Raw genomic sequence first — 23,611 nt, 5'->3', positions numbered from 1 at the left:
TTCCTCAAAAAAGGGCGCTACTATACACCGTCCCCCTCCCCCTCTGCCATGTTCCATTGGCAAGCGGAACGCAGAACCCAGCCCCTGCTGGCTATCTGATGCAATCGCTTTATACAGATTGACCCGCAACGCCCTGATGCATCTTTTTCAGCTCGTGACAGGGTGGCCTTGGTGCCCCACTGGCTATCTGATACAACCGCTTTATACAGATTGACCCGCAGCGCCCTGATGCGTCTTTTTCAGCTCGTAACAGGATGGCCTTGGTGCCCCCCCACTGGCTATCTGATACAACCGCTTTATACAGATTGACCCGCAGCGCCCTGATGCGCCTTTCTCAGCTTGTCACAAGGCGGTCTTGGTACCGCTGCTGGCTATCTGATACAACCGCTTTATAATCGGCCCGTATCACTCTTAGCCGGATCACATCATGTCTACCATCAATACGCTGACCGAGTTTCTGACCCAGGCCGATACCCAGTTTCAACTGTTTGACATGGGTCGCCAGGTGCGGCCGCTGGCGAGCGACGTCTTCGAACGCATAGAGCAGCAACAAGAGCCCTATCCCTGGCCACTGCAGCAGCACGCCTGGCTCGGCGTTCATTTCTTCCAGCCGGCAGAATCCCGACACTATCTCTGGTTCCTCAAGTTTGCACTCGATGAGCGTGGCCTGCTCATCGGCAGCGGCCCCAAGCTCTTTATGGATCAAGTGGTCGAGACCCTCGGCTACAAGCTGACCGGCGATCTGGATGAAGAGAAGGCCCAGCGACTGGCCGACAATCCCTATACTTTCCGTCCTGCCGAAGCCAAGATGGCCAGCCTGCACGCCAAGCTGGCTCGCCAGCTGGAACAGGCTCCTTCCGCCTACTATGAGGGCCTGTGCCACTATCTGGCTGCGCCGGGTGACGAGGGCTGGCAGGCATTGGGACTGCAAGGTTTTGCCGACATGGCGGAGCGGCTGCAGGACGAGCGCAATCTGGCGCTGGTGTGCAAGGCCCTGCCGAAGCTGCCCCAGGCCCCGCTCTACGCCCTGTGTCAGAGCCTGGAAAATGTCCCGCTGCCGCCGGCCGTGCAAGGTGCCCTGTTCGAGCGGATCGGCAAGGAACAGGAAACTGCCGAGCCCAATGCCGAAACCCTGGCCTACCTGTGTCGGGCGCTGGCTTCCTGCAACGGCAATGCGATGCGCACCAACAAGTTGCTGACCCTGCTGCAAACCCAGCCAAGCCCGGCCTTGTTGCTCGCCATCGCAGGGCGCCTCTGGCCCGACCTCAAAGAGCCAAGCCTGCTCAGCCTGTTCCTGGAACAGTTGGCGCTGCAGCCGACCCAGTTCTTCAATCAGGTGTTTGCCGAACTGGTGACCCTGCCGGCCCTGCGCAATGATATGCTGGCAAGATTGCGTGATCCTGAGCGCAGCAATGCACTCGGTCAGGCTATCGGACGTCTGTTTGCCTCGGCGTAACGGTTAATGGAATAACGGCCAGGTGGGTTGCCGCCTGGCAAAGACAACTCCAGATCACACAAGGAGCCCTTGATGGGTGAAATGCTCGGTATCTTGCTGCTTATCCTCGTCGGGGGCGCCTTCTGGCATCAGCGCCGCCAAGCGGAGCTCGCCTGGCAATACATGCGCCGCTACTGCCAGCATCACGATCTGCAACTGCTGTCTCTGGCACGCAGCCACCGCGCGCTGGCACACAGGCCGCTGCGACTCTTGACCTATTACGAGTTTGAATTTTCCAGCGATGGCGAGAGCCATTATCAGGGACAGTTGCGTATGCAGGGACTGCATATAGTCGGTGTCGACCTGCCGCCCCATCGCATCCCCGCCCAATAAGGCCCCCGGTAGCCAGATACGAGGCCAGAGCGGCCCTATCCCCCGGACGCATGCCATCCCAGTAAACAAGACGCGGCGGATCACAACCTATAATGTTCAGGGATGTCCCCTGGGAGAGATCAAGATGGAACTGTTGACCCACGACCTGCCTGCCCTGTTCGCCCAGCTGGGCCTGCCCAATGACGAGCTGAGCCTGCACCGCTTCATCCACGAACACAAACTGGACAATCAGACCCTGCTGCCCGAAGCCAGCTTCTGGACCCCATCCCAGGCTGGCTTCCTGCGCGATGCCCTCTGGAATGACTCGGACTGGTCGGAAACCATAGACCAGCTGGATGTGCTGCTGCGCCAGACCGACTGATCCCTTCTTTTACCACCCGCTTTCCAGAGGAGAGCGGTTTGGTTAAGCTCTGTGCCCCGTCAAGCCCGTATTACAGCACTACTGCGCAGGAGCCCCCATGTCCGCCCAAGAGATCATCCGCATCGCCAACGAACTGGCCGCCAAGGGGATCACCCCCTCCACTGCCATGGTCAAGGCCCGCCTCAGTCAGCCCGTTCCCATGGCCGAACTGCTCAAGGTGCTGAGCCAGTGGAAGCAGCAGCCCCACCCCACAGAACCGGCCCCGGCGAGCACGCCAGCCGCTGCCAATACCGGCACGCAGGCCGATGCCGTCAACCTGCAACAGTTGAGCGAGCAGCTCAACCGGCTCGAGCAGAAAGTCGATCGCCTGACCACCCTGCTGCTCCAACGCCAACCAGACTGAGCCCCATGTATATTCTCGAACTTTGCTTTGAGTGCTATCGCGATACCTCCCTCGGTGAGGCCGAACGGGCCATCGTCAACTACCTGGACATGCTGCGCTATCAGGGCCAGATCCTGGGACGGGAGTGTCCCACCAGCATGCATGAAGGGCAGTTCGTCAGCCGGGTGGTCTGCCCCGAACAGGACAGTCTGCATCCGGACAACCAGAGCGAACAGGTCAAGCTGGCTGAACAGCAGCTCAATCAGGCGGGTCTGCTCGCACCCAAGCTCCAGCTGCAAGGGATGGATTTGCTCTCCGACAGCACTGACCCTTGCGGTCACACCGACGAGCGGCCGAGCTGGATGCTGCTCTACACCAGCTTCCTGCACACCTGCTCGCCACTGCGCTGCGGTGACCACTTCGCTCCCATACCGCTCTACCGGCTGCCTGCCGTCGCCAACGGCGATCACAAGCAAATTATCAAGTGGCAGGAGGATTGGGAGGCGTGCGATCAGCTGCAGATGAACGGCTCCATCGCCGAACATGCGGCACTGCACGAGATAGGCGAAGTGGGCAGCCGCCTCCATCGGCGCGGCAGCGATCTGGTCAAGCGGCTGGAAGTGCTGAGCGGCATTCCCACTTACTACTACCTCTACCGGGTCGGCGGGCTGAGCGTATCCGAAGAGAGAAACCGCCCCTGTCCTGGCTGCGGCGGTGAGTGGGCACTGACAGCGCCGCTGCACGATATCTTCGACTTCAAGTGCGATCCCTGCCGGCTGATCTCCAACCTCTCCTGGGACTTCAAGGATTGAGCCTCCTCCCTTGAGATGGCACTACCTTGTGTCCAGATAGCAGAAGGGCCTTGCCGGATGGCAAGGCCCTTCTCGTCTCACAGGGACAGGATCAATGGGGCAGGGTTTCCAGCCGCTCGAGGAAGGCTGGCAGCGAGGGGGCCAAGGTAAGACGTCGACCGGAATCGAGCCACTCCAGCCATATCTGACCGCTCTCGTTGTCCAGCGACACCAGGGTCATCTCGTTGCGGGTGGTGGCAATGAACAGCGATGGCGTGCGCTTTAACTTGCGCAGCATCAGCAGATGACCGATGAGGTTTTCCCTGAGCAGGTCCAGATCCGCCTCGTTCCAAGGCAAGATGAGCTCAAGGCGCAGCCCCTTGTAGGAACAGGGGATGGGGCGACTGAACCAGTGACCAAACAGCGCCTGGGCCGCAGGATGCAGCACCAGCTCCAGCGCATTGGCCATGGCCGCAAAATCGGCCGCTTGCTGGCGCTGATGAGGGCGCCAGGCGACCCGCCCCTCTCTGGGCTCATCCAGCTCGCAAGGGGAGCGCCAGTCAGCTTCCCACTCACACAGGGGCAATCCCCGCCTTGCCTCGCCATCACGCTGCCAGCGCAAAAAAAAGTGTTCCAGGGCAGACAAGACTTGATCCGACATCGAAATTCCCCACAATTGCTGCCAAAGTCCGCTATTGCACCATCAAACCCACGAGCAGACAAGGTGAAGCATGAGACGTCACCATCCGGTGGCGATCCCCTGCAATATCCAGGTAGGGGCAAGCGCCCCTGACGCTGCCGGCGCAATGGCCCATTCAACGTCCGGATCCATAAACACAATGAGCAAACAAGAGAAATACGCCGGTGCCAGCGCCTTGCAAGGGCTGAGCCTGGGTCAGCAATCTGCCTACATCAGTCAGTACAGCCCTGCCCTGCTGCAACCTGTGCCGCGCAGCCTCAATCGCGACGACCTCGGCTTGACCGGCGAGTTGCCTTTCCAGGGTTGCGACATCTGGACTCTGTACGAGCTCTCCTGGCTCAACGCCAAGGGTAAACCCATGGTGGCTGTGGGTGAGGTGTCCGTGCCCGCAGTGAGCGCCAACCTCATCGAATCCAAGTCATTCAAGCTCTATCTCAACTCCTTCAACCAGACCCGTTGCGACTCGCTGGAAGCGGTACAAGCCATGCTGGTCAAGGATCTGAGTGCCTGCGCCGGCAGCGAAGTAAGCGTGACTCTGTTCCCCCTGGCACAGGCTCCACACCAGATTGCCGCCCTGCCGGGTGAGTGCATCGATGAGCAGGATATAGAGGTTGATTGCTATGAATTCGATGCCAATCTGCTGCAAGGGGCCGCGGGCAACGAAGAGGTGGAAGAGACACTGCACAGTCACCTGCTCAAGTCCAACTGCCTGGTCACCAGCCAGCCCGACTGGGGCTCAGTGGTGATCCACTATCGCGGCCCACGGCTGGATCGGGAAAAACTGCTGCGCTACCTCATCTCGTTTCGCCAGCACAACGAATTTCATGAACAGTGTATCGAGCGCATCTTTACCGATCTCAAGCTCCTCTGCCGCCCGAGCCAGCTGACAGTGTATGCCCGCTACACCCGCCGTGGCGGGCTGGATATCAACCCGTTTCGCAGCGACTGGGAGCTTCCCCCCGCCAACCTGCGGCTGATCCGGCAGTAAAGTTGGGGTCCTGGCTGACAGAGAAGGACCTTGGCTATCGTATCTGTCAGTAAACTCTGGACGTGCAGGGGGGGGCTTGGATAACATGCCCACACCCCTGTGCTGTCCTTAATCCAATGAATCAACTGTTTTTTCTGGCAATGATGATGTCCTCCCTGTCGGCTCCTGACCTGGATCTGGCCAAGGAGCAATTGTCTATCGATCTGCAGCAGGCCCAAACCCTGGTACTGACCGATCCTGCCAGATGTGTCCAGATCACCTCTGCCTTCCTGACACGCACAGCCAATAATCCCAAGCAAATCATCAGCAATCGCCAGGAGTATGGCTATCGCGAGCCATTGCTGAGCTATGGCACGGCAGCCCAGGCCACAGGCGCCCACCTGCTCAAGGGGGAGTGCCTGCTGCAACTGGGCCAGTTCCAGGCGGCCCAGAAGGCGCTTGATCAAGGCATTGCCATGGCCACCAAGGAGCAGCAGCTGGAGTTGCAGGCCCACGGCCTCTATCTGAAGATCCGCAGCCAGAATCTGCAGGAGCACTCTCATGGCGCCAGTGCCACTCTGCTCGGCCAGCTCGAGACCCTGCTCAGCACCCCCAGCCTCAAAGAGAGTCAGTTGCAGGTATACAGCCGCTTGCTGCGCACCAACGCCAGCATAGAGGCGCACCAGTTTGACGAGGCCAAACGCCAGCTGGCAGAGGCACGGCGCTGGGCAGATCAGGCAAAGAACCCGCTGGCCAGCGCCTGGGTCAGCGCTGTGAGCGGCGATCTCTACCATGCCCTCCAGCAGCCCCAGCTCTCTCTTGGTGACTACATAGATGCCCAGCAACAGGCGAGAGGACTGCAGGATCCTCTCTTCCTCGGCCTGCTGTCGAACCAGATAGTGAACCTCTATCAGGCGGAGCAGGAACCACAGAAGGCACTGCAATATGCCAATGAGGCCGCCAACTACTTCCACGCCCTCGGCAATCCCTCCCTGCTCAGCGATGCGCTGATCGTGCTGGCCCGCCTCAACCGGGATCAGGGCGAGATGAACATGGCGCTGGTCTACTTCTTCAATGCGCTGGATCTGCTGGACGAGGGCAATAACCGCACCCGCATCGCCAATCTCAAGTACGAGATAGGCAAAACCTATCTGCAGACCGGCAATCTGACTCTGGCCCGCAACTACCTCACTGCGGCCCGTCAATCCCACGAACTGGGGGACGACAAGGAGCCGCTGATCGACACCCTGCTGTTGCTGGGTGAGCTGCACCTCAAGCAGAAGGAGGCGGGCATCGCCATCCTTCAGCTGGAAAATGCGCTGGCGCTGGCCAACCAGATTGGCGACGCCCAGCGCCAGTTCGAGATCTTCCGTCTGCTCTCGGTGGCCTACGAACAGAAGGGCTACCTCAAGCAGGCGCTGGACAGCTACAAGAATTTCCACCAGCGCAGCGAGCAGGTACGCCAGCAGCAGGTCGACCTGGAGCAGGAGGCGATCCGCGACAACTATGTCCAGGTAGAGCGGGAACAGCAGATCAAGGAGCTGGAGCAACAACTGGATACCAGCCAGCATCAGCAGGATCGCTACCTCTGGTCGAGCGTGATCACAGGCCTGCTGCTGACCCTGTTCATCTATCTGTTCTTCACCCTCTGGCTCAAGCTCAGGGTCGCACGCCTGCAGGGCAAACAACTGGGTGAGGCCATACTGATCGAGCCACGCACCGGCCTTGCCAACTGGCAGCGGCTGATGAGCCGCTGGCCGCGGGAGATGGCAAGACGCCAGCAAAAATCAGAACGCTGGTATCTGAGCGAACGGCCCACCAGCGAATTTGACGACAAGTTGCATTACCTGCTGTTTCGGGTGCCCTTCCTGGTGAACAGCCTGGAGCAGCACGGCTATCAGGTGAGCCGAGAGATAGAGCAGGCTTTCGGCGCTTATATCAAGGGGCTGACACCGCAGGATGGCCGCATCTATGATTTGCGCGAAGGCCATCTGCTCTACGTGGTGCCCCAGCGCCACGTGGAGGACCTGCACAAGCTGGCTCAGGATCTGCTCGCGGCCTTTGCCGCTTTCCCCTGCCAGCACTCGCTGGATCGCCACATAAGCCTCGGTATCGTCAGCCACCCCTTCCTGCCCAAGGCGGCGACCGCCCTCGATCACCACGGCCTGTTCGACCTCTGCTATCTGGCACTGGCTGGAGCCATTCAGCTCAGCGAAAAATACCAGCAAAGCGTCTGGCTGGAGCTTGCCGCCATCGATTGCCAACAGGCCGCATTTTTTAATGGGGATGTGTGGCAATGCTGCTTGATGGCAATTGACAAGGGACTGGTAAAAGTAAATTCTTCTCATGAAAAGCAATGGGTTAATTGGCTTCGACTTTCACGGACGAAAGCACCGGATAACCAATAACCCTATAGATAATCAACTGGGTCTGGAACTGGGTTCGACCGCCGTTGCTATCCAACACAAAAACGATAATGACAACAGGGCGACCTGAATAATGAATGATATCGCTGCCGTAGCAGGACAATTGGCCAGACTCAGGGAATCCCTTCAGCAAAAGCAGCTGGAGCTAGACGGCATAGTCACTTTTTCCGATGCAGAGCGAGCCCGCAGCATCCAGTTTATCGGTAAATTGATGCAAGCCTGTCGTGGCCATGACAGGGAGCTGGACAACAAGCTCGCCAAGCTCAAGCAAAAACTCGACGGCAATCCGCCGCTCTCCTCGCTGGATGCCGACCTCGCCGTCATCGAAAAGCTGTTGCAGCAACATGGCAATGCGCTGGAAGAGTCCATCAGCCTGACCAAGTCCGCCATCGACCTTGGCACCAAACAACTCAAATCCATCAAGGGCTTCCCGGAGGATACCCGCAAGTCCCTCAAGGAGTTTCTGGCAAGCCCGGATGGCTATGGCATCGGCGACCATCAAAAGAAAGTGATCCGCCTGCTGGAGTTTTACCAGCAGGCCATCAAGATCCAGCTGCTGCCGACCCAACCCCTGCTAGCCCCGGCGCCCGCCGCCAGCGTGCAGGCCATGGCCATCACAGAACTTTCGTCTCCTGAGCCTGCGATCCCGTTTGACGCCAAGGCTCACGCTCATATCGCCGACGAGTTGCAGCGGCTCATCACAGAGCTGGATTTTGCCGGCGCCGTTGGCGAGAGTCTGGCGGATATCCGCCGTCAGTTGCTCAATGGCATCACGCCGCCGCTGCTGGCGGAGATCTGCCTGCAGGTGATAGAGCTCATCATTGAGGGCACCCGCGAAGAGCGAAAATCCTCCCAGGCTTTCCTGAGTACCCTCAACGAGAGCCTCTCTGCGGTGCATTTCAGCTTCACCGAGTCCCTCGACGAGGGGCGTGCCCTGCAAAGCGCCACTCACGATACCCGTCAGGCCATCGACAAGGAGCTGCGAGCCCTCGACCATACCCTGTCCAGCCACGACGCCTTCGGCGAGCTCAAGGATGCCATCTCAGGCCATATGGGTGCCATCAACATGCTGCTGCAGGACAGGGAAGCCATGGCTACCCGTGAGCGCCACCTGCTCACCCGCCTCTCCACCATGGAGGCCAAGCTGCGGTTAATGAAGGAGGAGACCGCCGAGTACAAGAAGCGGCTCACCATCCAGAAACACAAATTGTTCCTCGACAGTCTGACCCAGGTGCATAACCGGGCGGCGCTGGACGAGCGGCTCGAACTCGAATACAAGCGCTGGCTGCGCTACAACACTCCACTCTGTCTGGCCATCATAGACATTGATCACTTCAAAAACATCAATGACAACTATGGCCACATGGCCGGCGACAAGGCGTTGAAGGTGGTGGCCAAGGCATTGCAGGGCGCCCTGCGCGATACCGACTTCATCGCCCGCTTTGGCGGTGAGGAGTTCGTGGTGCTGCTGCCGAACATCAACCCGGACAAATACCAGAAGCCGCTGGAGACACTGCGCCAGACCATCAAGAGCATTCCGTTCCGTTTTCGGGATGCCAGGGTCGAGATCACCATCTCCATCGGTGCAACCCTGTTTCGGGAAGGGGATCACACCACGGATGCGTTCGAGCGAGCCGACAAGGCGCTCTACAGCTCCAAGCACTCGGGTCGGGATCAGGTCAATCTGGCCTGAATCCGGGCTGAGCGGCGGCTAAAAAAGCAGCAAACGCACTTCTCCCCTATTCCCCTGCCCTACCGCTTACATCTACTATCAAATTCAAGGGATGCCACATGGCATCCTGTTTTCTCCCCAGGGAAAAGCACAACGATAACAAGCGAGTGAAAGGGGAACTTATGATTACACACATCAATCCTGTGGGCAGCATGGACTTGCTGTCACAACTCGAGGTGGATCGCCTCAAACAGACTGCTTCCAGCGATATCTATCAACTGTTTCGCAACTGCTCGCTGGCGGTGCTCAACTCAGGTAGCCATACCGACAGCTCCAAAGAGATACTGGAGCGTTTCAAATCCTTTGATATCCATGTGATCCGGCGCGAGCGCGGGGTCAAACTCGAACTGTTCAATGCCCCCGAGCATGCCTTTGTGGATGGCGAGATCATCCGTGGCATTCAGGAGCACCTCTTCTCCGTACTCCGCGACATCCTCTATGTGTCGACCCAGCTGGAGTCGAACCGACTGGTCAACCTGACCAGCTCCACCCATATCACCAACGTGGTGTTCGCCATACTACGCAACGCCAAGGCGATCCTGCCGGGGGCGGATCCCAATCTGGTGGTCTGCTGGGGCGGCCACTCCATCAACCCCATTGAATACCAGTACACCCGCGAGGTCGGCAGCGAGCTGGGATTGCGCGAGCTCAACATCTGCACCGGTTGCGGTCCGGGTGCCATGGAAGGGCCCATGAAGGGGGGCGCCGTCGGCCACGCCAAGCAGCGGGTACGCAATGGCCGCTACATAGGTCTGACCGAACCTTCGATCATTGCCGCCGAGCCGCCCAACCCCATCGTCAACGAGCTGGTGATACTGCCGGATATCGAGAAACGGCTGGAGGCTTTCGTGCGTCTGGGCCACGGCATCATCATATTCCCGGGCGGGGTCGGCACGGCCGAAGAGCTGCTCTATCTGCTCGGCATCATGATGCATCCGGCCAACGAGCGCCAACCCATGCCGATTATCCTGACCGGTCCGAAAGAGAGCGCCGATTACTTCCGCGCCATCGATGACTTCGTCAAGGCTACCCTGGGCGAACCCGCTACCAGCCTCTACCGGATCATCGTCGGCGATGCGCCGGAAGTGGCCCGGGTGATGAAGGAAGCGATGCCGAAAATTCGCGAATATCGCAAATCGGTCGGCGATGCCTACTCCTTCAACTGGTCCCTCAAGATTGAGCCCGAGTTCCAGCTGCCGTTCGAGCCGGATCATGCCAGCATGGCCAGCCTGGATCTGCATCGCAACCAGCCGCCCCAATTGCTGGCAGCCAACCTTCGCCGTGCCTTTTCCGGCATCGTCGCCGGTAACGTGAAGGAAGGGGGCATCCGCGCCATCGAGAAGAAGGGCCCCTTCAAGCTGCACGGCGACAAGGAGCTGATGCACCTGATGGACAAGCTGCTGGAGAGCTTCGTCAAACAACAGCGCATGAAACTGCCTGGCACCCAATACGTACCCTGTTACGAGATAGTTCGTTAAGGGCTGTTAGTCGCCGGTGACCAGCGACAACATGGCGGAAGGGGCGCAGCAGCGCCCCTTCCTTTTGCCATCTGTATGAGCATCTGACGCTCTGGCACCACCTGAACACTGTCATCAAGGCTGCCAGTTGTTACAATGGCGCGTCCTGACTGCCAAGAGTCCCCCATGCCACACCTGCTTATCATCGATGCCCTCAACCTCATCCGCCGTCTGCACGCAGTGCAAGCCCAGCAGGCGCTGACCCCGGCCCAGGCGCTCATCGCCACCCGTGCCAATCTCATCAATACCTGCCGCAAGCTGCTGGCGGGCAGCGAGCCGACCCACGTCATAGCGGTATTCGACGGCGAGATACACAGCTGGCGCAAAGAGGTCTACCCGGCCTACAAGGAGGGGCGAACCCCCATGCCGGTGGAGCTGCGTGAAGGTCTGAACACGCTGCAGGATGCCTTCTGGGAGTGTGGCGTAGACGCGTTGCTCTCCCAGACCGATGAGGCGGACGATCTCATCGCCACCCTGGCCAGCGGCATCGCCCAGCACGGGGCAAGGGCCACCATCATCTCTACCGACAAGGGGTTCTGTCAGCTCATCTGCCCGCAGATCCAGATCAGGGACTATTTCAACAAACGCTGGCTGGATGCCGCCTTCGTCGAGCAACAATATGGCGTGGACCCGGCCCAGCTGGTGGATTTTTGGGCCCTGACCGGCATCGGCGGATCCAATATCAAGGGGGTACCCGGCATAGGCCCCAAGACGGCGACCCAATTGCTGCAGCAATATGGCAGCCTGTCGGCGCTGCTCGCGGCCTGTCAACAGGAAGAGGCCAGCAAGCCCTTGCTCAAGCTTCGCCAGTATCAGGACGATGCCCTGCTGGCCCAGCGTCTGGTCCGGCTGCAGCGTGATATTCCCCTGGGTTTCAACTTGCGGGAAATACGCTATCCCCCAGCACCCGAGAGCGAGGCATGACACCGGCTTGCCCCATTGACCAGCAATCCTGCCAATCATGACGGGACTCACCCTTGCTGTTGACAAAAACAGATAGAATGTAAAGAAACATGGAGGGTTAGTTGTATAAATGGTATAAAACGGCCGAATCCTCCCCCTCTGTTCCCTAGAAGTGGATACCTCTCATGTCAAAAAGAAAGATTACCGTCATCCCGGGCGACGGCATTGGCCCCAGCATCATCGAATCCGCCATCCAGATCCTGACCCACGCCGGTTGTGACTTCGAATACGAGTATGCGGATGCCGGTCTGGTCGCGCTGGAGAAGCACGGCGAGCTGCTGCCCCAGGCAACCCTGGATCTGATCGAGAAGAACAAGGTCAGCCTGAAAGGCCCGCTCACCACCCCAGTCGGCGGCGGCTTCACCTCCATCAACGTCTCCCTGCGCAAGAAATTCAACCTCTACGCCAACGTCCGCCCCGTCATCTCCTTCAAGGGTACCAAGAGTCGTTACGACAACATCGATATCATCACAGTGCGCGAGAACACCGAAGGGATGTACTCGGGCGCCGGCCAGAAGCGCAGCGATGACAACAATAGCGCCGAGGCGATGAGCATAGTTACCCGCGACGGGGCAGAACGCATCGTCAAGTTTGCCTTCGAACTGGCCCGCCAGGAAGGACGCAAGAAAGTGACCATCATCCACAAGGCCAACATTCTCAAGTCCACCTCTGGCCTGTTTCTGGAAGTGGCCCGCGATGTCGCCGCTCGCTACCCGGATATCCAGAGCGAAGAGATGATTGTCGATGCCGCTTGCATGAACCTGGTGATGTACCCGGAGCGGTTCGATGTCATGGTCACCACCAACCTGTTTGGCGACATCCTCTCGGATCTGTGCGCCGGCCTGGTGGGCGGTCTGGGGATGGCACCTGGCGCCAACATCGGCGATGGCGCCGCCATCTTCGAAGCTGTGCATGGCTCGGCGCCGGATATCGCAGGCAAGAACATCGCCAACCCGACCTCGGTGATCCTCGCCTCCATCCAGATGCTGGAATACCTGGGCATGCAGGACAAGGCTGAGCGCATCCGTGAGGCAGTGCGCGCCACCATCGAATCCGGTGATCGCGTGACCCGTGATCTCGGGGGGACCGCCTCTACCAGCGAGTTCACCCAATCCATCATAGACCGTTTGTAATTCATCTTAATTCATTGATTTAAAAGGGGAGCTCAGGCTCCCCTTGTTTTATCTCGCGGCACGCTACCCGCCTAGTCAATTGGCTACTATGTTCAATGCATAAGGGATAAGGAGATCCATTATGCGCGCTATTTTTCCCCTATTGCTTGTCAGCAGCAGCGTCATGGCAGTAGACAGACCGGTCGAAAATGCCTGGAAACAGCTTCCGGCAGCCCAGTCGCAGCCCGCCAGTCAGGTATGGCGTTCCAGTCTGGATACCAATGATCTGCTCAAGGCGCCCAAACCGCTCTCCTTCGGGGTAGACATCATGACGGACAGCGACGGAAACCAGCAGGTTACCGCATACCAGAAGCTGAATTTGACGGCGGAGAAGAGCGTGAGCCTCTCCTTCGAGCACCACAAACCCAGGATCAAGTTCAAGGCTGCTGGCATGAATACGGCCATCAAACTCAGAGGGGATGGGGTCAAGTTGCAGTTCAATCCGATCGACAAGAGCATTCCCCTGCAGATAGAGCTCAAAGTCACGGATGACGAGTCATCCCTGCGTCTCGACTACCGCTTCTGACACTGGCTGCATGGCGCAGATAGCAAAAGACCGATGGCATCGCTGCCATCGGTCTTTTTTCTGCTCACGGCAAGGGGCCGGATGTCACTCCTTGGCTTCCAGCTTGGAGACCCAGTACTTGTTGTAGACGTGTACCGTGATCTCTTCGCGATCGTGATAGAGCTGCTTGGCCTGAATGACGAAGGCGTTGTCTACCTCCTTGAGCAGGCCGCGCAACACCTCTATGTTGTGTACCGCTTCGGCGTAACGCTTCTTCATCGGCAGCTTGAGGTTGAACATGGCCTCCTGACAGTCATTCTCGCGGAACCAGTCGGCGATCATGTGAACAACCCGCGCCGGCTTCTCCACCATGTCGCACACCAGCCAGTAGATATTCTTCTTGCTGGGGCGCCACACAAAACCATCATCACGCAGGTGCTTCACCTGACCGGTATCCATCAAGGACTGGGCCATGGTGCCGTTATCCACCGCTGTCACCATCATGCCGCGACGCACCAGCTGATGGGTCCAGCCACCCGGACAGGCGCCCAGATCGACCGCTTTCATGCCGGAGGTGAGGCGCAGGTCCCACTCTTCCCGCGGTACGAACACATAGAAGGCCTCTTCCAGCTTGAGGCTGGATCGGCTCGGTGCATCCGGCGGGCAGCGCAGACGGGGAATGCCCATGTGGAATTCGGAGTTGTTGAACGAGTAGGAATACCCCAGCAACAGGTGATCGTTGGCCATGAAGAAGGCGTGGAACACCGGACGGTGCGGCGTCTCTTTCTTGGTCAGCAGCTCCTTGCTGCGCAGGGCCTGACGAAGCGGCACTGTGAACTTGCGGCAGAAGGCCGACAGCTCTTTCGCTTCGTTGGTATCGGCGGTTTCAACTCGCAGATCGCCACAGATGGTGTATTCACGGGTCGCTTCTATGATGGGCGAGATCCGATCAGCCACATCCAGATCCTTCAGCTCGTGGGTCACCACCAGCATCTGACGGATAAAGATAAGCTCCCTGAATGGCAACTTGCGCGCCAACAGATCGGCCTGCTCCTCGTCATACAACTCGAATATCACATAACCGCTGTCGTCCTTGACCCGGGCGAAACCGTAGCACTGCATGTTACTGGCACGCTCGGTGATCTCTGCCGCCGCCTCTTTCTCAAAACCGGGGCGGCAATAAAGCAGCAGATTATTCATTTTTTCCTCCAAGACGACAGCCAGCCCATATCAGAGCCGCCCATCCCAACATAAAACAGAGGCCACCGGCCGGAGTAATGAGCCCCAGCCCCTTGCTGCCAAGCAGCACCATGGCGTAAATACTGCCGCAGAATCCAAGGATCCCCAGCAAAAATGTGGTGCCAGCGAAGGTGATTACCTTGCTGCGCACACCGCACCAACCCAGCACCAGCAGGGCCAATGCGTGAAAAAACTGATAATGCACGGCGGTGTTGAACGCCGCCAGCTGCGAAGCCGTAATACCGCGCGCCGCCAGACCGTGGGCGCCATAAGCCCCCAGCATGGTCGCCGTCAGGCCAAAAAAACCCGCCAGTACCAGCCAATGTCGATGGATCTGCATTCTTACCCTCCTCGTTCTCTCCCTCGCGACCGTCAGCCCTGTGCCAGCGTCGCCGCGATGAAGCACCTGATATGATCAGCCGCCTGCTGCAGGTTCTCCTGCTCGCTCACGCCGCTGGCTTTTCGCGGTTTGAAGCCATGGTCACCATCGGTCAGCCAGTGGACCGATACGTGGGGTGAGAAGGGAAAATCTGCCAGTTCGGCGCGCGTGCCGAAGGTGTCGCGCTCTCCTTGCAACAGCAGGGTCGGCGTCTTGATCTGCTTGAGCACCTCGCCCCGCCAGCGGTCGGGCTTGGCCGGGGGGTGGAAAGGATACCCGAGAATGAGCAATCCTGCAGCATTCATCTCGTCCCCACCTTCGCCATACAGCTCTGCCGCCATGCGTCCCCCCATGGACTTGCCCGCCAGGAACAGCCTTGGGTGAGCGAACAGCTGCGCCATCTGGCGCCAATGGTCGAGCAATACCGGCTGCCTGTCCGGTGGCCTGCGCTTGCCATCCTGGGCCCGCTTGGTCATGTAGGGAAAGTTGAAACGCACTACCTCGATATCGGGCCCCGCCAGCAGGCGTGACAGCTCGCAAAGAAAGGTGTGTTCCATGCCGGCCCCGGCGCCATGGGCCAGCAGAATGCGAACGGGGGCATCACTCGCCCCCTCCCTCATCACATCAGGCATCGGCGAGCCGTGCCCGGCGACGAGCCTCTTCCTGCTCCACCAGTTCCAGCATCCAGTCGCGGAAGGCCACTATCTTGCCCTGATCGGACTGCTGCTCCTGGCATACCAGGTAGAACGCATTCTTGCTCACCAGCACCTGCTCGAACGGGCAGATAAGGCGCCCCGCTTCGATTTCTGGCTGAGCCAGCACACTGTGACCAAGCGCCACACCCTGACCGTGGATCGCCGCCTGGATCACCATGGTGGAGTGACTGAAGATAGGCCCCTGATTGACGTTGGGCGCATCGATGTCGAGCTGGCGAAACCAGGCCTTCCAGTCACGGCGGGAGGTATCGTGCAACAGGGTGTGGCGGATCAGATCATCCGGGGTGCGCAGCGGCTTGGGGCCGGTCAGCAAGAGCGGCGAGCAGACAGGGATCAGGTACTCGGTGTGCAGCTTGTCGGCACGCAGTCCAGGCCAGTTGCCACGGCCGTAGTAGATGGCCACGTCCACATCGTCGGTCAGCGACCCCTCGTCCATGTCCACCGCCTTGATCCGTACGTCTATGTCCGGATGACGTTCACTGAACTTCACCAGTCGGGGTACCAGCCACTGGATGGCAAAACTTGGCTGCAAGCTGACGGTGAGCGCACCCTTGGCACTGCGGGCCAGCAGCTTGTCAGTCGCCTCCGAGATGGAGGTGAAGATGTCTTTGATATCGAGGAAGTAACCCTGCCCCTCTTCGGTCAACAGCAAGGAGCGGTTCTTGCGGCGAAACAGCTTGATGCCGAGATACTCTTCCAACGCCTTGATCTGGTGACTGATGGCAGCCTGGGTCACAAACAGCTCTTCCGCTGCCCGGGTGAAGCTTAAGTGACGAGCCGCGGCTTCGAATGCTTTCAGGGCATTGAGCGGGGGTAAACGACGAGACATGAGACCAGCCGACGATGAGTTTTTCTAATGGGCCGCATTATAATTTGTCGGTTGCGGGTCGACCAGTGAATAAACATAATTCGCTTCGCAATCCGTTGTCATATGGCTCACTTTTTCTCTTCCATGTTGGTTTACATGTGATTTTTGTGAGTCAGTGGTCTGCGATTGTGGTGTTGTGTTTCTTCCTCTGCGGGAAGAGGGGCTTAAATCGGACCGATTTAACCCAGTCTGTCATCTGAATGTGTTTGGCGCCTCCGGTTGGATGGCGCCTTTTTTCTTATCCTATACCTTGAACTGCCCCACCAGCTGCTGCTGTTTGTCCGCCAGCGCCGACAACTCGCGACCGTTCTCGGCGGAGGACGCCGCCTCGGCCCGTATGGTATGACTCACATCACGAATGTTGCTGACGTTGCGATTGATCTCGTCCGCCACCCCGCTCTGCTCCTGCGCCGCCCTGGCAATCTGCTCGTTCATCTGATGAATGGTCGCCACCGCATGGATGATCTGCTCCAGCACGCTGACCGACAGATCCACTTTTGTCAGCGTCACATCCGCCTGGCTGTGACCCGTCATGATCGCCTTGACCACGGCCTCGGTACCGGACTGAAGCTGCCCTATAAGGGTCTGGATCTCGACGATGGCATTCTGGGTACGCCCCGCCAGATTGCGCACTTCGTCGGCCACCACGGCGAAGCCACGGCCCTGTTCACCGGCCCGCGCCGCCTCGATGGCGGCGTTCAGCGCCAACAGGTTGGTCTGCTCGGCGATCCCCTGGATCACCACCAGTATGTCGTTGATGTTGTCGCTGTTGGCGGCGAGTCGCTCCACCACAGGTTTGGCATCGCTGATCACCGCCATCAACTTGCGCATGGCCTCCTGGGTATCGGCCACCACATACTTGCCCTCCTGCGCCGAGGTATCTGCCTGGTTGGCCGCCGCCACCGCCGAGTTGGCGTTGCCCGCCACCTGCAAGGCAGTGGCACTGAGTTCCTCGAATGCAGTCGCCACCAGATCCACCTCCTGGTACTGGGCCTGCATGCCGGCACTGGTGCGTTCGGCAACCTGAGCCGCCTGCTCCGCACTGGCGCGGGTGCCCGCAACGGTATCAATCACCTGACTGATGGTGGATTGCAATTTGTTGAGGAAGCTGTTGAACCACTTGGCCAACTCGCCAATCTCGTCATCGCGATGCAGGTCAATCCGCTGGGTCAGGTCTCCCTCCCCCGTGGCGATGTCCTTGAGGCGAGCCACCACGGCACGAATGGGGGCAACTATCTGACGAGCCATCAACCAGATGCAGAGCAAGGCAACTACCGAAATCACGCCGCCAATCACCAGTTGGGTGACCACGCTGCCATTGGCCTGGTTGGAAAGTTCGTCTTGCAGCTGGCGGGCCGAGGCCAGCACAACGGTGCGGGGAAGCTCGATATAGATGCCCCATTTGTGCTCGGTGCCGCGCATGCTGACCGGCACGAAGGTTTGCAGCAGAGTCCCGTCAGGACTCCAGCGTGTCATTGTCTGCCCCTGGCCGATCCAGCCTTTCAGATCGCCAGCCAGTGCCTGATATTGCTGCCCCAACGGGCTGCCCAGGGTGACGTCAAACCCATCCACCCCGGCGGCTCGCCCTTCGTGACTGACCAGCAATACCTTGCCCTGCCCGTCGTACAGCGCCTGATCCATCTCCTTGACCAGACTTTGCAGGGTCGCCAGCGAGATATCGACCCCGACCATGCCGAGCAATGTCTCCTGCTCCAGTAGGGGCACTGTCACCGAGGTCATCAGCACCTTCTGCGACCCCACATCATCGAGGTAGGGTTCGAGCAGGCAGAGCGCCTTGCTGCGGATGCTGCAACGATACCAGTCGTTCTCCACGCCGCCTGCTGCCGTGGGGCTCTCGTCCGCCAGCACGGATTCGTCTTGCACCTCAGCTTCTATCTTGCCGTCGACCCGGGCCCAGTAAGTGGAGAAGCGCCCCTTGTCATTGGCACCCAGCTCGCTGGAACCGTGGTAGTTGCTGTCCTCCCCATCCAGCTGATCGGGCTCGAACACCGCATAGACACCAAGCAGGTTGGCGGAAGCTGCCGCCGCATCGTGCAGTTGCTGATTGACGGCACCACGCAGCGCCTCGGAAGAGCCAAAGTTGTCGGCCGCATTCTTGCGCTGGAACAATATGCTCTGAGCCAGCAGAGTGGTACGGAAATAGGCCTCATCCAGATAGCTGGTGACCTTGGCCGCCTGCTCGGATCCCATCGCCTTCATCCAGTTTTCGGCCGAGCGTTGCGCCTCCTCAGTAGTGGAGGTCAGCACCTGATCCTGCATCCGGGCGGCGCTATAAAGAGAAGAGGCAACCAGGGCACCAGCACTGGCCAATAAACAACAACCGGCGATCAGGGTGATCCGCCCCTGAACAGAAAGAGAACTCATGCCACCATTCCTAGCTCATACAGATGTGATCAGTGTATCGGTTTTGGATACAAAAACTTAACCTAATCAAGCAAAATCCAGGCTCAGCTGGTTAACTTCCCCGTCACGAGGCAAGCCCACAACCAGCCCGAGCAATCGAATGGGTTTGCCCTGCGCCCGCAGCAGCCCCTCATGGAGCAGATCGTGAAACAGCTCGGGCTGATAGCCGCCACGGCGATAGACAGTGGTCTGCTGAAAATCGGCGAACTTGAGCTTGATCCCCTGCCCCATCAACTGCTCCCTGGCATAGCCAGCGGCAAAACGACGCTCCAGCTCGGGAATAAGCTGACTCAGTACCTGCCAGCAGGCGGCTTCATCCAGCACATCGCTGGCCAGCGTGGTCTCCACGCCAATGGTTTTACGGATCCGCTGCGCCTGCACCGGCTGATCATCACGGCCCCAGATCCGGCCCGTCAGCATCTCCCCCAACTTGCCAAACCGGGCGATCAGCTCATCACTGCTGAGCACTCTCGCATCCTCGCACGAATAGAGTCCCTGGGACTCCAGCCGCTCGGCCGTCTTGCGTCCGATCCCCGGCAACTTGGCCAAAGGCAGCTGGCGCACGAACTCATCCACCTCCTCTGGCCGGATCACGAACAGGCCGTCGGGTTTACGCTGCTCCGACGCGAGTTTGGCCAGAAATTTGTTCGGTGCCACCCCGGCCGAAGCGGTCAACCCCAGTTCGGTCACTATGGCGTGGCGGATCTCGGCCGCCATCAGGGTGGCACTGCCACCACAGCAATTACTGTCGGTGACATCGAGGTAGGCTTCGTCCAGCGAAAGCGGTTCCACCAGCTCGGTGTAACGCAGGAAGATGGCGCGCAGCTGACGGGAGGTCTCCTTGTAGACCGCCATTCGTCCCGGTATGAGTACGAGCGGCGGGCAGAGTTTCTTGGCCAGGCCACTCGGCATGGCGGAGCGCACCCCGAAACGGCGCGCCACATAGTTGCAGGTCGAGATGACCCCCCGCCGATCGGAGGAGCCCCCTATCGCCAACGGTACGTCCCGCAGAGCCGGGTTATCCCGCATCTCTACCGCCGCATAAAAGCAGTCCATGTCGATGTGAATGATTTTGCGCATACCACTGTACGGATAAACAGTTAACTCACCCATGCTAACCCAGCACACCCGTTTCTGCCATCGGCATGAAACAACGAACAGGCATAGACTCTTAAGACACCACTCACAAAAAATGACAAGGAGGAAAGGAATGAGAGCACTCTGGCTGGGAGTAGGACTGGGACTCTGTCTGCTGCCGCTGCTTGGCAGTACCAAGGGCCATCCAACCGCCGAATGCAGCTGGCTGCATGATCGCATCGAGACACTGGAGAAGGCCATCAAGCAAGGGGATGAACTGGGAACGCGGGAGGAACTGGCGCGCTGGAAGGCCGAATTCAAAAGGAAAGCCTGTCATCAATACGACTACTGAATCCCCCTCCCGCCAAAGAAAAGGCGGGCTGACCCCAAGGTCAGCCCGCCTGCCATTCAGCCTTGGCCCGAGTACAACTCGAAAACCCAGGCCCGCTCAGATGATCCGGTTATCGGTCAGCATCTTGCGACGGGCCTCTTCCTTGGCCATCTTCTTCTTGCGGTTGTCACAGGGTTCCGGGCAATCGCACTCCTTTTCGATACCTATAGTGCCCAGTCCGCCACAGGAGCCGGAAATGGTCTTCTTCTGGAAGATGTAACCTATGGCCATGGCCACTACAACGACCAGAAATACCCCGAAGGTGATCAGAAAAATCTGCATGCTGGTGCCCCTTACTTTCTAACCAGGTACTGTTTGAACGCATCTGAATAGGCTTCGTCAAACCCATCGGCCGTCTTGGTGATCACGAAGATCGCCAGTCCGCGCTCCTTGGCATACGCCAGGCTCTTCTCGGGCCCGAGCACCATGAACACGGTCGCCAACCCGTCTGCGGTCATGCAGGAAGGGTGAATGACGGTCACCGACACCATGCGATGCTGGATGGGTTTGCCCGTCATGGGATCGATCGTGTGGGAGAAACGCTGGCCATCCATTTCGTAGTAATTGCGGTACTCGCCTGAAGTGGCAACCCCGTTGTCCCCCGGCACTATCACTTCCTGCACCGAGCCGGCATTGGCGGTCGGCTTCTCGATGGCCACGCGCCAGGGATGCCCCTTGCCGTTGACGCCATTGATCCGCAGCTCGCCACCGATCTCCACCAGATAGTTGCGAGACCCCATGGACTCCAGATACTCGGCCACCTTGTCCACCCCGAAGCCCTTGGCAATGGCGGAGAGATCCACGTAGAGGTCCGGAATATCTTTTTGCAACGTATCGGCATCGGCGGAGGTGATCACATGCAAATTGCCCAGACCAGTCTTCTGACGGGTCTGGGTGATCAGCTCCTCGGAGGGGATCCTGGTCGGACGCGCATCCGGCCCGAAGCCCCACAGATTGACCAGAGGGCCGACGGTAACGTCAAGCGCCCCGCGGCTCTCACGGCCCAGATGCAGGGATTCAGTCACCACCCGGGCGGTATCGCGAGAGACCACCACAGGGGTCGAGCTTCTGTGCTGGTTGAAGCGCGACAACTCGGAATCGGGACGATAGGTCGACATCTGGTCGTTGACCCGCTCCAGCAGAATGTCTACTTCAGCCTGAAACTTGGCCGGATCCTTGATGATCTCATCCGCGACCTTGATGGAATAGTAGGTACCCATGGTGCTGCCGGTGATGTGGATCTCCGGCTTGGATTGGACCGTTTCCTGACCGCACCCAGTCAAGAAAAAGGCTAGCCCTAAGGCTAGCCAGGTCTTTACAACACTGTGCATTGATTAACCACCAAAGTCATCCAGCAGGATGTTTTCGTCTTCAACACCGAGGTTCTTCAGCATGTTGATGACGGCAGCATTCATGACGGGAGGTCCACACATGTAGAACTCGCAATCTTCCGGCGCCTCGTGGTTCTTGAGATAGTTCTCGAACAAGACGTTGTGGATGAAGCCTGTGTAACCATCCCAGTTGTCTTCCGGTTGCGGATCAGACAGGGCAACGTGCCACTGGAAGTTGTCATTCTCGGCCGCCAGCATGTCGAAGTCTTCGACATAGAACATCTCGCGCTTGGAACGGGCACCGTACCAGAAGCTCATCTTGCGTTGGGTCTTCAGGCGACGCAGCTGGTCGAAGATATGGGAGCGCATCGGCGCCATACCCGCACCACCACCGACGAACACCATTTCGGCATTGGTGTCTTTGGCGAAGAATTCACCGAACGGACCCGAGATGGTCACCTTGTCGCCAGCCTTGAGGCTGAAGATATAGGAGGACATCTGGCCGGGAGGCGCAGTCCAGTTGCTAGGCGGCGGGGTCGCGATCCGCACGTTCAGCATTATGATGCCGAACTCTTCCGGATAGTTGGCCATGGAATAAGCACGAATGATCGGCTCGTTGACCTTGGACTCCAGTTCGAAGATCTTGAAGCGATCCCAATCCCCGCGATACTCCTCGGGAATATCGAAGTTCTTGTACTGCACATGGTGTGCAGGGGCTTCGATCTGGATATAACCACCGGCGCGGAACGGCACGCTCTCGCCATCGGGGATCTGCAGCTTAAGCTCCTTGATGAAGGTGGCCTTGTTATCGTTGGAGATAACAGTACAGTCCCACTTCTTCACCCCAAAGATCTCTTCCGGCAGCTCGATATCCATGTCGGAACGCACTGTGACCTGACAGGCCAGACGCTCCCCATGACGGGCTTCACCCTTGCTGATGTGATCCAGCTCGGTCGGCAGAATATCACCGCCGCCAGCTTTCACCCGCACCTTGCACTGACCACAGGAGCCACCGCCGCCACAGGCGGAGGAGACGAAGATGCCGCTGCCGGCCAGCACGCCGAGCAGCTTGCCACCCGCCGGGCTGGTGACAGCCTTGGCCGGGTCGCCGTTGATGCTGATTGTCACGTCACCTGCGGTCACCAGCTTGGACTTGGCGAACAGAATGACTGCCACCAAAGCCAGCAGGATCACGGTGAACATGACCACACCCAGAATAATTTCCATCTATTATTCCTTTTCCGATTACAGGGAAATACCAGAGAAGGACATAAAGCCCAGCGCCATGAGTCCCGCGGTGATGAAGGTGATGCCCAGTCCACGCAGACCTTGCGGCACGTCGGAGTACTTCATCTTCTCGCGGATCCCCGCCATCGCCACGATGGCAAGCATCCAGCCGGCACCCGACCCCACGCCATAGACCACAGACTCCACGAAGTTGTAGTCACGCTGCACCATGAAGGAGACGCCACCGAAGATGGCGCAGTTCACGGTAATGAGCGGCAGGAAGATGCCGAGCGCGTTGTAGAGCGCAGGGAAGTACTTGTCCAGCGCCATTTCTAGGATCTGCACCAAGGCTGCAATCACACCGATAAAGGTGATGAAGCTCAGGAAGCTCAGATCCAGGCCGGAGACCAGGGCACCATCCTTGAGGACGTAGTTGTAGATCAGGTTGTTGGCCGGAACGGCAACGGTCTGAACCACGATAACGGCAATCCCCAGACCCATGGCGGTCTTGACCTTCTTGGACACTGCCAGGAAGGTACACATCCCCAGGAAGAAAGAGAGGGCCAGGTTTTCGATGAAGATCGATTTAATCAACAGACTCAGATAGTGTTCCAT

General features: G+C 58.8%; 24 protein-coding genes. 13 read left to right on the top strand and 11 right to left on the bottom strand.

What is annotated here, in order from left to right; translation table 11 throughout:
• Positions 1-427 precede the first annotated feature (427 nt).
• The 5 genes from AACX78_RS07070 (at position 428) to AACX78_RS07050 (ending at position 3,383) form a co-directional block, all read left to right on the top strand.
• On the top strand, positions 428-1,456 hold the full coding sequence (locus tag AACX78_RS07070) for a DUF3549 family protein (RefSeq protein ID WP_159165774.1): 1,029 nt from the start codon (positions 428-430) through the stop codon (positions 1,454-1,456).
• Between the two features lie 72 nt (positions 1,457-1,528).
• Positions 1,529-1,828 (top strand): DUF3301 domain-containing protein, encoded by a 300-nt coding sequence (locus AACX78_RS07065; protein ID WP_005312029.1) that lies wholly within the window; start codon positions 1,529-1,531, stop codon positions 1,826-1,828.
• 124 nt (positions 1,829-1,952) lie between these two features.
• Complete coding sequence (locus tag AACX78_RS07060; RefSeq protein WP_005312027.1) at positions 1,953-2,189, top strand: DUF2789 domain-containing protein; 237 nt, start codon at positions 1,953-1,955, stop codon at positions 2,187-2,189.
• Between the two features lie 97 nt (positions 2,190-2,286).
• Positions 2,287-2,592 carry a hypothetical protein gene (locus AACX78_RS07055; protein WP_159165773.1) on the top strand — a complete coding sequence of 102 codons (306 nt, stop codon included), beginning with the start codon at positions 2,287-2,289 and terminating at the stop codon, positions 2,590-2,592.
• 5 nt (positions 2,593-2,597) lie between these two features.
• Positions 2,598-3,383 (top strand): Zn-ribbon-containing protein, encoded by a 786-nt coding sequence (locus tag AACX78_RS07050; RefSeq protein ID WP_159165772.1) that lies wholly within the window; start codon positions 2,598-2,600, stop codon positions 3,381-3,383.
• Positions 3,384-3,474: 91 nt separating this feature from the next.
• On the opposite strand, the gene syd is transcribed toward AACX78_RS07050, so the two are convergent.
• The gene (syd, locus tag AACX78_RS07045; RefSeq protein ID WP_125595782.1) at positions 3,475-4,023 is read right to left on the bottom strand and encodes a SecY-interacting protein; all 549 of its coding nucleotides are present in this window, start codon (positions 4,021-4,023) and stop codon (positions 3,475-3,477) included.
• A 178-nt stretch (positions 4,024-4,201) separates the two neighbouring features.
• On the opposite strand from syd, the gene queF reads away from it, so the two are divergent.
• The 7 genes from queF to AACX78_RS07010 all read left to right on the top strand — a co-directional run bounded on the left by queF (position 4,202) and on the right by AACX78_RS07010 (position 13,365).
• Positions 4,202-5,050 (top strand): NADPH-dependent 7-cyano-7-deazaguanine reductase QueF, encoded by an 849-nt coding sequence (gene queF / locus AACX78_RS07040; protein ID WP_201302804.1) that lies wholly within the window; start codon positions 4,202-4,204, stop codon positions 5,048-5,050.
• Positions 5,051-5,166: 116 nt separating this feature from the next.
• Entirely contained in the window at positions 5,167-7,437 is a 2,271-nt protein-coding gene (locus AACX78_RS07035; protein WP_159165771.1) for a hypothetical protein, read from the top strand.
• Positions 7,438-7,528: 91 nt separating this feature from the next.
• The gene (locus AACX78_RS07030; protein ID WP_159165770.1) at positions 7,529-9,148 is read left to right on the top strand and encodes a GGDEF domain-containing protein; all 1,620 of its coding nucleotides are present in this window, start codon (positions 7,529-7,531) and stop codon (positions 9,146-9,148) included.
• A 161-nt stretch (positions 9,149-9,309) separates the two neighbouring features.
• Positions 9,310-10,665 (top strand): nucleotide 5'-monophosphate nucleosidase PpnN, encoded by a 1,356-nt coding sequence (gene ppnN / locus AACX78_RS07025; protein WP_021139357.1) that lies wholly within the window; start codon positions 9,310-9,312, stop codon positions 10,663-10,665.
• Positions 10,666-10,830: 165 nt separating this feature from the next.
• The gene (xni, locus tag AACX78_RS07020; protein ID WP_159165769.1) at positions 10,831-11,628 is read left to right on the top strand and encodes a flap endonuclease Xni; all 798 of its coding nucleotides are present in this window, start codon (positions 10,831-10,833) and stop codon (positions 11,626-11,628) included.
• Between the two features lie 164 nt (positions 11,629-11,792).
• Positions 11,793-12,800 carry an isocitrate dehydrogenase gene (locus tag AACX78_RS07015; protein ID WP_111589298.1) on the top strand — a complete coding sequence of 336 codons (1,008 nt, stop codon included), beginning with the start codon at positions 11,793-11,795 and terminating at the stop codon, positions 12,798-12,800.
• A gap of 121 nt (positions 12,801-12,921) precedes the next feature.
• Positions 12,922-13,365 (top strand): hypothetical protein, encoded by a 444-nt coding sequence (locus AACX78_RS07010; protein ID WP_159165768.1) that lies wholly within the window; start codon positions 12,922-12,924, stop codon positions 13,363-13,365.
• Positions 13,366-13,449: 84 nt separating this feature from the next.
• Here AACX78_RS07010 and rlmM read toward each other — a convergent pair whose 3' ends face one another.
• The 6 genes from rlmM to dinB all read right to left on the bottom strand — a co-directional run bounded on the left by rlmM (position 13,450) and on the right by dinB (position 20,050).
• Positions 13,450-14,544 (bottom strand): 23S rRNA (cytidine(2498)-2'-O)-methyltransferase RlmM, encoded by a 1,095-nt coding sequence (rlmM, locus tag AACX78_RS07005; RefSeq protein WP_059112140.1) that lies wholly within the window; start codon positions 14,542-14,544, stop codon positions 13,450-13,452.
• The gene (locus tag AACX78_RS07000; RefSeq protein WP_159165767.1) at positions 14,537-14,923 is read right to left on the bottom strand and encodes a DUF423 domain-containing protein; all 387 of its coding nucleotides are present in this window, start codon (positions 14,921-14,923) and stop codon (positions 14,537-14,539) included. Before AACX78_RS07000 ends, rlmM begins: the two co-directional genes overlap by 8 nt.
• A 32-nt stretch (positions 14,924-14,955) precedes the next feature.
• Positions 14,956-15,594: an alpha/beta fold hydrolase gene (locus AACX78_RS06995; RefSeq protein ID WP_113720518.1), complete on the bottom strand. Its 639-nt coding sequence runs from the start codon at positions 15,592-15,594 to the stop codon at positions 14,956-14,958.
• On the bottom strand, positions 15,587-16,507 hold the full coding sequence (locus AACX78_RS06990; RefSeq protein WP_005312000.1) for a transcriptional regulator GcvA: 921 nt from the start codon (positions 16,505-16,507) through the stop codon (positions 15,587-15,589). The genes AACX78_RS06995 and AACX78_RS06990 overlap by 8 nt, the downstream gene beginning before the upstream one ends.
• Positions 16,508-16,789: 282 nt before the next feature.
• A complete protein-coding gene (locus AACX78_RS06985) occupies positions 16,790-18,931 on the bottom strand; it encodes a methyl-accepting chemotaxis protein (RefSeq protein WP_159165766.1) in 2,142 nt (713 codons plus the stop codon).
• A gap of 66 nt (positions 18,932-18,997) precedes the next feature.
• Complete coding sequence (gene dinB / locus AACX78_RS06980; RefSeq protein WP_159165765.1) at positions 18,998-20,050, bottom strand: DNA polymerase IV; 1,053 nt, start codon at positions 20,048-20,050, stop codon at positions 18,998-19,000.
• Positions 20,051-20,180: 130 nt separating this feature from the next.
• On the opposite strand from dinB, the gene AACX78_RS06975 reads away from it, so the two are divergent.
• The gene (locus tag AACX78_RS06975) at positions 20,181-20,399 is read left to right on the top strand and encodes a hypothetical protein (protein WP_159165764.1); all 219 of its coding nucleotides are present in this window, start codon (positions 20,181-20,183) and stop codon (positions 20,397-20,399) included.
• 96 nt (positions 20,400-20,495) lie between these two features.
• Here AACX78_RS06975 and nqrM read toward each other — a convergent pair whose 3' ends face one another.
• From nqrM to nqrE, 4 genes are read right to left on the bottom strand one after another with little or no spacing between them, the layout of a single operon-like run.
• A complete protein-coding gene (gene nqrM / locus AACX78_RS06970; protein ID WP_005311992.1) occupies positions 20,496-20,720 on the bottom strand; it encodes a (Na+)-NQR maturation NqrM in 225 nt (74 codons plus the stop codon).
• Between the two features lie 11 nt (positions 20,721-20,731).
• A complete protein-coding gene (locus AACX78_RS06965) occupies positions 20,732-21,769 on the bottom strand; it encodes an FAD:protein FMN transferase (protein ID WP_159165763.1) in 1,038 nt (345 codons plus the stop codon).
• A gap of 3 nt (positions 21,770-21,772) precedes the next feature.
• Entirely contained in the window at positions 21,773-22,996 is a 1,224-nt protein-coding gene (gene nqrF, locus AACX78_RS06960) for an NADH:ubiquinone reductase (Na(+)-transporting) subunit F (protein ID WP_059112146.1), read from the bottom strand.
• A gap of 18 nt (positions 22,997-23,014) precedes the next feature.
• Complete coding sequence (gene nqrE / locus AACX78_RS06955) at positions 23,015-23,611, bottom strand: NADH:ubiquinone reductase (Na(+)-transporting) subunit E (protein ID WP_159165762.1); 597 nt, start codon at positions 23,609-23,611, stop codon at positions 23,015-23,017.

The organism is Aeromonas sp. 9A, assembly GCF_963900955.1.
Classification (GTDB): Bacteria; Pseudomonadota; Gammaproteobacteria; order Enterobacterales; family Aeromonadaceae; genus Aeromonas; species Aeromonas salmonicida.
Note: the sequence above shows the minus strand (reverse complement) of the source record. Positions and strands in the feature narration are given on the sequence as shown.